Consider the following 11,752-nt stretch of genomic DNA (forward strand, 5'->3'; position numbering starts at 1 on the left):
AAATTATGGTTCTTCAGCCATTGCGCGCAAACAGTATTTCAGGATACAAGGGCTCGCTGCATCCTAGCCTTTCTGGTAACAAGCTAGGATGCAGCGGGAATTAGCATCGGTAAACAATCTATTACTTGCCCTCTTAATTTTAATTAGCACTTACTCTTTCACCACCTTAAAGGAAGCCTGTGTGCCTTTCCCTGTCAGGTGAAGGAAATAGATACCGGGCCGCGGCATCTGCCGCCCCAAGTCCAGTCGCAGTTCCCCGCCGGATTGGCTTGTCGAAACTTCGCTGTGGAACAACCGCCTGCCAGAACCTGACACCAGGGTATAGGCGATAGGGTCCTGCCAACCCGAGGGTAGCAACACTTGCACCTGCCCGTCTGCGGTCGGGTTAGGGTAAAGAACTGGTTCCACCTGGTCAGGTTCAAGCCCCTGTAGCACCTGCCGCCGGGTGACCACACTGGCAAGTGCCACGGGCTTATTCACCACCTTGAAGTTGCGTTCCAGCCGGTCACTGGAGTTGCCCCTGCGATCAGGTTGGCTGTAGGCTCTGGCGCGCAGCCGGTAGGTGCCTACCGCCGGGGCCCAGTTGTGGTAATCGCCGCCGGTGTCTCCGTAAAGCGCGAAGGGGACGTTGGAGTCGGTCCACTCCCTCTTCTGAGGCCCCTCCAACTTGAACTCCACACTTTTGGCGCCGAAGCTGGTATTAGCCCGAATGTTGAGCTGAGCCGGCAGTGCCGCCAGGTTGAGCACTTGGTTTTCGGCGATATCCCCAAGGGGCTGGTTCGTCTGGGCGTCAATGAGCGTAAACCCCAGCACCTGTAATCCCGTGGTCTGGGCCTCGAAGATGGCGGTGACGGTCTTATTGCCGTCCATGGTAACAGTGAGGGGCGTAAGGGTGCTGGTAACGCTACCGCTCCAACCGGCAAATTTGTACCCAGCCACGGGGGTGGCGGTCAATGTCACGGTGCTGCCGCTCGCGTAACTGGGCTGGTCAGGGCTTTTAGTCACACTGCCGTTTACCGGCGTGGTAACGGTGAGCGTGTACTGGAGCTGGGCAGCAATCACAGTGACAATTACAGGCTTTTCCGCAAAGAGGGCCGGGAAACCATTGTCTGTGACGCGTACCTGGAAGGTATGACTTCCTGCCTGGTTTGAACCTGGAGCCCAAGTAAAAATGCCGCTACCAGGTTCAATGATAGCCCCACTCGGTGCATTTACCAGGCTGAAGGAAAGCTGCTGGTCGGTATTGGAATCAGTAGCTTTCGCCGTAAAAGTCAGCACCTGGCCTACGGTTGCCGTCTGGGGGGGGATGGGTTCTAAGTCCGGGGTGGCATTTGAGGTCGTCACCTTAATAGTTATCTCTTCTTGCACAGTCTCCACCCCGTCTGTGGCAAGGAAGGTCATCCGGTGGTCGCCCATCTGAGCAGATGTTGGGATCCAGGAAAATTCACCTGTCTCCTCGTTCAGGCTGGCTCCAGTTGGCAGCGAGGACACACTCCATCTTACAGCCTGGAGTGGAAGATCCGCATCAATTTCATTGGCAGTAAAGGCCAGCAACTGACCTGCTATCACCTCTTTATTGCCGATAGGCATTATCACCGGCGGCTGGTTAACTTCATTCACCGTCACTGTGATATCCTCTTCATCCGACTGGGTGCCATCGCTCACCTTAATCGTGAAGGAAAAAGTGCCCGGCCCCTGAGCCTCGCTAGGCGCCCAACTGAAGACACCCGTCTGGGTTTCAATCCGTGCTCCCTCCTGCACGATACCAGCTAGCGAAAAGGTCAGCGAGGCGCCGCCTTGGGCGGTGGCGGTGAAGCTCAGCGGGGCTCCTTCATTCACTTCCTTGTTGCCGATAAAATCCAGTACAGGAGCCTGCGTTACTTGACGGGGTGAAAATTTCTGCACCCGTTGACTCCCCTGATCGGTCACAAACAGATTGCCTTGGGCATCTACAGCTGCCCCTTGGGGAAACTGGAACTGCCCCATAGCCATGCCCTGGGAGCCGATACGGGAGATGAAATTACCTTGGGCGTCAAACTTTTGAACGTTATGGCCGCTGCCATCCACCACAAAGATATTACCCGCGTCATCTACCGCTACAGCCCGGGGACCAACAAACTTGCCGTCGCCGGTTCCCTGAGATCCGATCTTTAGGAGGAAAGTACCCTGTGGGCTGAATTTCTGTACCCGGAAGTTGTTCTGCTCCGCCACATAGATGTTGCCTGCAGCGTCAACGGCAATACCCACGGGAAAGTTGAACTGGCCACTTCCAGAGCCTGCGGTACCGAATTTAGAGAGGAAGTTTCCCTGGGGGCCAAATTTCTGGATTCGGTTATTGCTGGCATCAGAAACATAAATATTGCCTTGTTGATCCAGAGCAATTCCATTGGGGTTAGCGAACTGTCCGTCCGCCGATCCTCGGGTGGAGCCAACCTTGAAAACGAAGTTTCCCTGGGCATCAAATTTCTGGAACCGCTGGTTTGACTGGTCTGTGACGTACATGTTGCCCGCGGCATCCACCGCAATGGAGTTGGGAAAGCTGAACTGGCCATTGCCAGAGCCGGGAGAGCCAAACTTAAGCACAAAGCTACCTTGGGAGTTAAACTTCTGCACCCGTAGGTTCCCGAATTCAGTCACGTAAAGGTTGCCGTTTCCATCCACTGCTATCCCGATGGGTCCCCCGGCAAACTGCCCTTCCCCTGCCCCATTGGTGCCCATCAAGCTGACAAAAGTACCCTCGGGGTTAAACTTTTGCACCCGGTTGTTGTCCCGGTCAGCCACATACACATTACCTTGCCCATCCAGGGTGAGTGCGCTCGCAAAGCGGAACTGGCCTTCTGCGGTACCAAAGGAACCAAATTTTGACAGGAAGTTACCCTCGGCACTGAATTTCTGTATCCTGTGATTATTTTGATCAGAAACGAACACATTTCCTGCCCCATCTACGGCCAATCCACTGGGAATATTAAACTGACCATCCTCGCTGCCCGACGCACCAAACTTTAGCAGGAAAGTACCTTCGGGGCTAAACTTTTTCACTTGAGAATTGCCGCTGAAATCGGCGTAGTCAGCTATGTAGATATTTCCATGCTGGTCTAAGGCCACGGCAATAGTGACCTGAAATTGCTCGTCGCCGGTGCCATTTGACCCAATCTTCATTTGATATACTCCTTGATTGTTAAACTTTTGTACCCTGGAGTTAAACTGGTCGGTTACATACACATTGCCTGCCGCATCCAAGGCTAAACCGTTGGGTTGAATAAACTGGCCGCTCTCCCCGCCCCTGTTGCCGAAAGCCAACAGAAAGGTGCCTTGGGCGTTGAACTTCTGCACCCGAGAGTTATCCAGGTCCGTCACAAAGATGTTACCTTGTCCATCAACTGCCACGGCGCTTGGGTGGGCAAACTGCCCATTGCCTGAACCCGGAGAACCGATATTCATCAGGAAGCCTCCTTGGGAATTAAGCTTTTGCACCCGGTTATTGGTGTAATCTGTTATGTAAATATTGCCCTGGGCATCTCTTGCAACTCCGCGGGGACTCAGGAACTGAGCCAAGCCCTGGGCCTGGGAGCCGATCTGGCTTTTATATTCATAATTCTGGGCCGAGGAAACATGCACGGCAGTGAACAGGAGGGCCACCAGAGCCCATAACTTGGTAGCCAGAATGGAATTTCGGGTAGTACTTTGCATGATCTAAGGATTTAGAGATTGAATGGTACTGAGGCTTGTGTACAGCAGGATAGTGCGGGAAGGAACTTCTCTCTCCCGGCAAAAGGTCGGAGAAAAAATGGGGTGAAGGCGGCAGGTAGGCCAGGCCCATCCAGAAATGGAAAAAGATCAGGTATTTTGCCCAAGCCAGGCTGCCCATCAAATTCGTTACCAAAGCACATGGGTGCTTTGATCCATCCAAAAGGTTGAATGGGTTTACTTGCAGGGAAAAGCCATAGCAGCTAATTGGGAATTTGGAACCTAGCTTCCAAGTGCTAGTACCATGGACGGGATCCGTTTACTCATAGCAAACGTTTGGAGAGCCAATTTTTTCAAACTGTTTAACTAAAAGTGCCCATAAAAGGGAAGTAAAAGGCATAAGAATCCTATGCCTAGTTCTCCAGTGCCTATCTTATAAGTGAATTTGTGAAGGTTGGTGCACAAGGGGGATTGGTGCACAGAGGAGAATATCTATAATTACTATATTTATAATAAATTCAATATTGATAATGTACGAGCTAACTAAATTATGCCGCAAGTTTCCCTGGCTTGTATGTTAAAATTCCAGTCTTTGTACGTCAGAAAGTAGGTACTAAAATGGAAGATAAGAATTGAATGTATATCAATCAGACCCCTCAGACTCCTATCGGATTAACACCTCCCGCAAAAATGAAGGCGTTTTCTATTTAGATTATTTTCAAACAATTTTAATCAATAGAATTGAAATAAAAAAATAATTATATAATTTATTTAAAGATTTTAATATGTTGATTAACTAAACACTTCACAGGATAAGTTTTGCATTAAATCAATATTTGTTAATTGATTAAAATTATTTCACCTTAAATATAACCAATAAAGATTTATTCCAATTCCCCAAGTTTAATACCAACTTTCCTATAGATGGATAGCTATTAAATTAATCTTTGTCAGTACTTAATAAGTACTTGGCCTAAATAAAATGCTGGAATAATCCCGACGCAAAGCTTTCCCCTTGGTTACTTCAACCCCGAACGACTTTCTAATTATTGGTAAACTCCTTACATAGCTTTGAACTCAAAATATAATAATTAATTAAAAAGAGAGCAGCAACGGAAAAGATAGCCATGCATAAGGCGCTTGGCTTTGCACCTGAGGGTGTGTCCCTTGGTATGGCTCGATCATACTGTAACCATTCACTGTTTTAAGGAAAGCCAACGCAATAAAGGTGACTTAAATGAGAAAAGGAGACAATTAAGAGAATCTGAACCTTTTACAAAGTAAATAGTTGCTATAAAACCCAAACTAACAGGTGCCTGCTGAATTATAGGTAAGAAAATGAGCAATCGATAAGTTAGCTTTATTAAATCCAATATTCTTGTTTATAGCCTGGTTAAGATTCGCCTTAATTCTTCTTACCGCACTTGGAATAAGCTTCCTTTAAATAAAATCCACACCTCCTCACAGTTTTAAACCTATGCTTAAGCAAAATTGCTGGCGCCGTTGAACGCCTCTCCAAAGTGGGTCAGTTAGGAACTGCCAAGACGTACGAGAATGCCAACTTCTCCCTCCTATCCTTTCTCCACGAAGAGCTATGACTAGGAACAAAGGACTCACCTTAGATCAAGCTGGGGCCAAAAGGGAATCCTTTTAAAGAAGATAAAGCGATTACCCTTCGTCACTTCGCAATTTTTAAATGAATAAGAGTAAATGGCTGGAGAAATGCGGCAAGTCAACCACGACAATAGGAATTTACCCTCGCAATCTGTGGGCTTTGTTCAACGAGGCAATCGCCGCTGAAGATATTCTTCCCGACCTGTATCCCTTTGGAAAAGGGTGATACCAGATACTAATTTATACGGTCAAAGACAAAGCGAACCACTCGCCACAATCAGAAATCAATTAATGTTCTGTTAATAAATGCCGCTAAGATCAAAAAGCGCTGGAGGGAACAAGCTCCCCATCCTGATGCTTACGTTTTCCCGATCCTCAAAGAAGGGCTTTCCCCTGAGAAGAAAATGGCTGCCATCAAACAGACCATCAAGAACATAAACACCTACATGAAGAGGATAGCTTCGGAATTGGGTATCGAGATAAATGTGCCAACTTATCTCATTAGGTTTGCCGCATTTTTCTTAATAAACCATTGGTTAAAGGCTTTTCAAAGGCGTTTGACCTTCCAAGATAGTACTCTTTAGAGGGACTGGGTAATGCCATTGCTTCCTGCCTATTTGGAGCACAAGTAATTACGCCGGCAGTGAAATTTCTTTTACTTTTTGTCGGTGCATGCTTCCCCATTCCACAAGCGCTCCCAACACTTTTTTAAGGGTCAGGCTGTATTCGGTCGCCTCGTATTCCACCACCACGGGAGTTGCCTCTGAATAGACGTTCCTTTTCACGAACCCATTAAGCTCAAGTTCCTTCAGCTCGTGCGAAAGCACCCTGGGGGAAATGTTCTTCAGCGCCCGTTGAAGCTCATTGAAGCGTTTGCTTCCTCCCTCAATCAGCACCAAGGTGATTCTAAGTTTCCACTTCCCTCCTATCACATACAAAGCATCCTCAATGGCGGGGAGACTTTCACAACACTCGCCGCTTTTTAATTGATCTCCTTCTTCGGTTTTCATTTTGGTTCCTGCTTATAAACTAACCCAAAGGTTACTACTATCCTTTTACATAGTCCTAACTTTTGTATAGTGAAGGTAGGTACATTTGACCTGTTAAAACAAATGAAATATGAAAAACAAGATCCTGGTAGCACTCACCCTTCTGTTCGGCCTGATAATGGTCAACTTTGGGTTAAACAAATTCTTCCACTACATCCCCATGCCGGAAGCCTCCCCGGAAATGATGCCGGTTATAATGGCCCTTGTCACCACCGGGTGGATTCTTCCCCTCGTGGCGGTTGCAGAGATAGTAGGCGGTATCCTCATTGCCATCCCCAGGTACAGGTCTTTGGGTGCCCTTGTTATATTACCGGTTATGGTGGGCATTGTCGTGCATCACTTTGCGCATGATAGAGCGAGTGTTGGCCTGAGCCTGGTTCTTTTCGCCATAAACGTATGGGTGATTTATGAGAACAGAGAGAAGTACCTGCCCATGGTAAGCACCACGTCCATTCAAAACCAAGGAGCCTAGTTTAGGCCTGATTTGGCCATTTAAAGGCTAAAACGCTGGCCGCAGGCGCCGAGGAATGCAAAGAAAATCAGCACACTTTCTAACTAAACAAAAAAAGAATATGGTTAAGATTGCAATTATAACCGGTAGTACCCGCCCCGGTCGGGTGAATGAACAAGTTGCCAAATGGGTGGTGGAAAAGGCAAAAGAGCGGCAGGATGCAGCCTATGAACTGGTAGACATAGCGGACTATAATCTCCCGCTTTTTGATGAACCTCTCTCCCCCTTTTGGAAGAAGTATGCCCATGAGCATACCAAAAGATGGTCAGAAAAAATAGATTCTTTTGACGGATATGTATTCGTCACGCCGGAGTATAACCACAGCACGTCTGGCGCCCTCAAAAATGCCATTGACTATCTGTACTACGAGTGGGGGAACAAGGCCGCCGGCTTTGTGAGCTACGGCGGCTCGGCCAGCGGAACAAGGGCTGTGGAACACCTGAGGTTGATTATGGGGGAGCTGTTGGTGGCCGATGTTCGGGCTCAGGTGGCCCTGTCTCTGTTTACTGATTTTGAGGAATTTACTGTTTTCAAACCCACCGCTGAACACCAAAAGCAGCTTAACCTTATGCTTGACCAGGTTACCGCTTGGTCTGCTGCCTTACAGCCAGTGCGAGCAGCCTTGGTTTTTGAAGCTGTTTAGCGTTTTCGGCTTCGCCTGACACATATGCTGAAATTTCCTGTTTAGCGGCTGTTTTCCTGAAAACAGCCGCTAAACAGGAAATCAGTTTGCCCGAAGCGAGTAGCATAGAATAACGCTAAACAGCTTCCATAAAACAGATTATAATCTATGATAAGGGCTGACGCTGAATCAACCGCGTCAGCCTTTTTTACTTAGAATGCCGTTGAAGTACCTTCCTCAGCCTGTTATTTTCAATGACTGGATCAGCCCCTCTTCTAATTCAAGATGATAACCCAACACAGCCGGGCTGCCGGGAAAGGAACCTGAGATCTCCGCTTTCAAAACACTTATGGATCCGTTTTCCTTGAAATCGATCGGCTCCATAACCGTCTTGTAACTCTTGTTTGCTGTTTCTATCCATTGCCGGATTTCAGCTTTTCCATAGTAGGTTTTCCCCTCATCTACCACTATGGCTTTTTCAGAGAAACAACTGGCGTAAGCAGCACTGTCGTGCGTATTCTGCGCCTTTACTAAATCTGACACTACGTTTGGTAAGTTCATCTTTATAGTTTATTGGTTATTAAATGGTGGGTATTGTTCCTCCGTCAATGACGTATTCCGTGCCGGTGAGGTAGTTAGCCCTTGGGGAAACCAGAAAGGCAACCAGTTCGGCCACCTCCTCGGGTTTTGCCGGTCTTCCAATTGGGATTCCACCCAATGCCTCCATGACACTCTGGGTGGCCTGCGCTACTGTGCTGTTGGAGCTTTCAGCGATCCGTTCCATCATCCTAGTGGAAGCGGTTGTCATGATCCAACCGGGTGCAACAGACAGAACCCGCACTCCCTTGGGCGCTACCTCTTTTGATAATCCTTTGCTGTAATTGGTTAGCCCGGCTTTGGCAGCGGCATAGGGTAAGGTGGAGTCATACAGAGGTAGCCTGCCCTGGATGGAGGTGATGTGAATAATGACGCCGCTTTTTCTGGCAATCATCTGGGGTAAGAACCCTCTGTCTAACCGAACAGGAGCCAGCAAATTAGTCTGGATGGATTTCACCCACGCTTCATCTGTCAGCACGGCAAACCCGCCCCCTGCGGTTTCTGAACCGCCCAAGTTGTTTACCAGAATATTTAATCCGCCAAATTCGGAGAGGACTTTCTGTACTACCTTTTGGGTTCCTTCGGGGGTACCTAGATCCGCAGAAATAAAATGAAGATCTTTGTTAGGTGCCTCGGGTTGGTTTCTTGCGGTGATGATGACGGTTGCCCCGGCCTGAAGCAAACGTTCGGCAATGGCTTTCCCCGCTCCTTTGGTACCACCGGTTACCAAGGCGATCTTGCCCGATAACTCGTTATTAAAGTTAACTTGCTCTTCCATACTTCAAATTTTTAGGCAATAATGAGAAGTATGTATAGCTACAACAAGTACGGAAAAACGAATTGCATAGGGATAAATTTATCCCCTATTGCCCCTTTTCAAACATTGGAATAATTTTACAAGATGTACCAAAGGAAAATACCGCCAAGCCTGAATTGCGGCCTTGACCTGATCGGTGAGGTGCTCTACGGTAAATGGAAAATCCGTTTGCTGTGGTTTATTCACGAGGGAAACAAACGCCCCAGCGAATTGCAACGAAAAATCCCGGATGCTTCCCGCCGGGTCTTAAACATGCAGTTGAAAGAGCTGGAAGAGCACGAATTTATCTCAAAGGTCATTTACCCGGTTGTACCGCCCAAAGTGGAGTACAGCCTTACCGAACTTGGAGAATCCTTGATCCCCGTTTTGTCAGTTTTGGGAAATTGGGGCGATAAACACCAGGAGCTGTTACGTTCGGTTATTTTGAAGCGGTCAGAAAACACCTATATTGTGTAATCGCCTTCCTTCCAAGTTCCCCAAAGAATTACTTTTTTAACTCAACCTAGGAAGAACTTGGCGGATGACCACAAACCGGTTTACTGAATCAGTTGATAGCTGCTACCATAATAGTAACAGATGCCTCTATGGGATTGCCTTAGAGGAACTCACCGGTAACTTCCTGTGATAAAAAGAATTAAATACCAGTCCACATTTAGATTGAACGCTATGCTCAGGATATGTTTCGTTGGCGCCCTGCATCTCCTCTTGTCTTTCAGCCTTTGCGCACAGCCCCCCACGCAACAATCTCCTCTCAATCCACGAGACCGGATCTATGCGGCACCGGAGAGTGTTTTCAAGATGTTCAGGGAAGCCGGCATGAATCCAGCGGATCATGGATTAACGGCAATTGAAAAGACCAAGGTGGAGAAAGCCTTTGCTGCCTTGCCTCCCCTGCACCAGAAGATTCTTAAAGGGCATTTACATAGCATCAGTTTCATGGACAACATGCCCAATACAGCGCTCACCTCGCCTGTAAAAACACCTGATTCCACTAAAATGTACAACATTACTTTTCGGGCAGGAATACTCCATGAGACTATTTCGGAGTGGGCCACCCAGAAAGAGAATACCTGTTTTGACCCATCAGAAAACCAGGGGTACGACATCAAAGTGGAGGCAGGTGACTTAGATGCCTTTCTGTTTGTCCTACTGCACGAGGCTACGCACGTGGTAGACGCCGTTTTGGACATCACCCCTCACCCTAACGAGAAGGAAACTTTGGTGAAACCAACCCCCTTCACGAAAGATGTTTGGCACAAAATGAACGTGCCAACCCCTCCTTACACTGATTCACTGCTGGAGAAGACCCGTTTCCGGAGCGGCAAAAAGGTAGCATCAAGCTTGGCGCCTGACGTTTATAGAAAGCTCAGTGAAACACCCTTCGCCTCCTTGTACGGAATGGCCAGCTGGTTTGAAGACATCGCGGAGCTGGAAACCATCTATCACCTTACCAAAAAGATGAATCAGCCTTTCTACATTACCGTTGCAAAGAACAAAAAGGAGGTTTTCAGGTTTGAGCCGATGAAGAATAAACTGATGAAAAAACGGTTTCGCTACCTGAAGATCTTCTATTCGGCTTGACCTTACCACGATTGATATACTCCTGGAAAACAACTGCCATCCTTTGGCCTGAGACAGCAGGAAAGAAATGCTGGGTTGATTTGGGTGAACCCGAATGACATAGGGGCAGCGGGAAGGCAGACATGAAGAGCGCTAGAGCTATGTTATCTTGGAGCGTCAGAAGGGGCTTCAGACCAGAAGGCTGTTGTTAGACTAGCTTGCTTAGATTGCCGCCAAACAGCGGATATTTATCTACTTACCAAGATTTAGGTTGTTCAATATCCTTTCACTCCTAAGGGTAATAGGTAGAAATAATACTAATTGCCAAGAAGCAGCATCTCTACATGGTGCCTTTGGACTGCGCGTATCAGCATTAATGGCACAATACAAGCTATCTGCCTTTTGGACTTATAATCCATTATGGATAGTGGCTTTCCACAGCTTTACATAAGCTTTGTTATCGGCTTCTTACCTGTCCATGTAGGCCTGGTGGTTTACAATGAGCACCTTCACCTCGGGGAGCAATAGGTAGCTTTATTCGTAGCAGAAGTGGTAGGTGCTGCCCCGCTGGGTGAGATAGAGGTGGGTGAGGTAGCGGAAGTCGAAGCCGGCCTGCACGAGCGCCTCTCGCCTCAGCGTGGTCTTCCCCTCGGGGCTGAACCGCTCCAGGATCTGCCGGTTCCGCCCCATGGCGTAGGTCACCTACCGCATGAGTTGCTCGCCCCGGTACTCCATTTTCTTCCGGTTCCCGGACCGGGAGCGGCACTGGTCGGAGCAGAACCGCTTGTCTGCCCTGCCTGTGATGGGTTCCCCGCAGTGGCCGCAAAGTTTCCCTGTTTTCTCCATACCGCAGGTTATCCGAATACATTCGCTTATTTCCGGGTTATCCGGACACATACGGACACATACGGGAGTTTACGGCTAAGGCCAGGCAAGTTGTTATATTGGCGCTTTAATACAAAACACTATGCATCAGCATGTTGGTCTAAACCCTACCCTGTACCTCAACCCTTGGAGCACGGGGGAAAGCCCTTCATCCGCCTCTGGCACAAGCCTGACCCGCGCATCAGCAAAAGGCTGAAAGAGTGCGGAGCAGCCTCGGTGGTGTTGCTGCCCAGGCGGGAGACCTTGTGGATGAGCAGGCACTTGATCTCTTCCTTGTCCAGGTAGGCAAGGGCTTTCTGAAGTTCCTGCCTCTCCCCTATGGACTTGCTGAACCCGGACACTTTCTCGGAGAACACTTTTGACACTTCGTAGCCTGTTTCCTTTAGGTCCATTATCTGGCGGGTAGTGGT

11 protein-coding genes are annotated in these 11,752 nt (G+C 48.3%); 4 read left to right on the forward strand and 7 right to left on the reverse strand.

Annotation, left to right across the window (positions count from 1 at the left end):
• Positions 1 to 150 precede the first annotated feature (150 nt).
• Both EFB08_RS20990 and EFB08_RS21000 read right to left on the reverse strand, forming a co-directional pair.
• On the reverse strand, positions 151 to 3,690 hold the full coding sequence (locus EFB08_RS20990; RefSeq protein ID WP_123128936.1) for an SMP-30/gluconolactonase/LRE family protein: 3,540 nt from the start codon (positions 3,688 to 3,690) through the stop codon (positions 151 to 153).
• 2,243 nt (positions 3,691 to 5,933) lie between these two features.
• Positions 5,934 to 6,311 (reverse strand): winged helix-turn-helix transcriptional regulator, encoded by a 378-nt coding sequence (locus EFB08_RS21000; RefSeq protein WP_123128938.1) that lies wholly within the window; start codon positions 6,309 to 6,311, stop codon positions 5,934 to 5,936.
• Positions 6,312 to 6,420: 109 nt separating this feature from the next.
• Between EFB08_RS21000 and EFB08_RS21005 the strand changes: the two genes are divergently transcribed.
• Both EFB08_RS21005 and EFB08_RS21010 read left to right on the forward strand, forming a co-directional pair.
• Complete coding sequence (locus EFB08_RS21005) at positions 6,421 to 6,822, forward strand: DoxX family protein (protein WP_123128939.1); 402 nt, start codon at positions 6,421 to 6,423, stop codon at positions 6,820 to 6,822.
• Between the two features lie 100 nt (positions 6,823 to 6,922).
• Entirely contained in the window at positions 6,923 to 7,504 is a 582-nt protein-coding gene (locus tag EFB08_RS21010) for an NADPH-dependent FMN reductase (protein ID WP_123128940.1), read from the forward strand.
• A gap of 216 nt (positions 7,505 to 7,720) precedes the next feature.
• On the opposite strand, the gene EFB08_RS21015 is transcribed toward EFB08_RS21010, so the two are convergent.
• Together EFB08_RS21015 and EFB08_RS21020 are read right to left on the reverse strand one after the other, a co-directional pair.
• On the reverse strand, positions 7,721 to 8,044 hold the full coding sequence (locus tag EFB08_RS21015; RefSeq protein ID WP_123128941.1) for a nuclear transport factor 2 family protein: 324 nt from the start codon (positions 8,042 to 8,044) through the stop codon (positions 7,721 to 7,723).
• Positions 8,045 to 8,063: 19 nt separating this feature from the next.
• On the reverse strand, positions 8,064 to 8,858 hold the full coding sequence (locus EFB08_RS21020; RefSeq protein ID WP_123128942.1) for an SDR family oxidoreductase: 795 nt from the start codon (positions 8,856 to 8,858) through the stop codon (positions 8,064 to 8,066).
• Positions 8,859 to 8,981: 123 nt separating this feature from the next.
• Between EFB08_RS21020 and EFB08_RS21025 the strand changes: the two genes are divergently transcribed.
• Positions 8,982 to 9,353 (forward strand): winged helix-turn-helix transcriptional regulator, encoded by a 372-nt coding sequence (locus EFB08_RS21025; RefSeq protein WP_123128943.1) that lies wholly within the window; start codon positions 8,982 to 8,984, stop codon positions 9,351 to 9,353.
• A 360-nt stretch (positions 9,354 to 9,713) separates the two neighbouring features.
• A complete protein-coding gene (locus tag EFB08_RS21030) occupies positions 9,714 to 10,478 on the forward strand; it encodes a hypothetical protein (RefSeq protein WP_123129082.1) in 765 nt (254 codons plus the stop codon).
• 513 nt (positions 10,479 to 10,991) lie between these two features.
• Here the strand turns inward: EFB08_RS21030 and EFB08_RS23630 are convergent.
• The 3 genes from EFB08_RS23630 to EFB08_RS21040 form a co-directional block, all read right to left on the reverse strand.
• Positions 10,992 to 11,159: a hypothetical protein gene (locus EFB08_RS23630; protein ID WP_165864987.1), complete on the reverse strand. Its 168-nt coding sequence runs from the start codon at positions 11,157 to 11,159 to the stop codon at positions 10,992 to 10,994.
• Positions 11,160 to 11,303, reverse strand: coding sequence for a DUF2116 family Zn-ribbon domain-containing protein (locus tag EFB08_RS21035; RefSeq protein WP_165864988.1), 144 nt, complete (start codon positions 11,301 to 11,303; stop codon positions 11,160 to 11,162).
• 158 nt (positions 11,304 to 11,461) lie between these two features.
• On the reverse strand, positions 11,462 to 11,737 hold the full coding sequence (locus tag EFB08_RS21040) for a recombinase family protein (protein ID WP_394342987.1): 276 nt from the start codon (positions 11,735 to 11,737) through the stop codon (positions 11,462 to 11,464).
• Positions 11,738 to 11,752 lie beyond the last annotated feature (15 nt).

The sequence above is a fragment of the Rufibacter latericius genome (assembly GCF_003721515.1).
GTDB lineage: Bacteria > Bacteroidota > Bacteroidia > Cytophagales > Hymenobacteraceae > Nibribacter > Nibribacter latericius.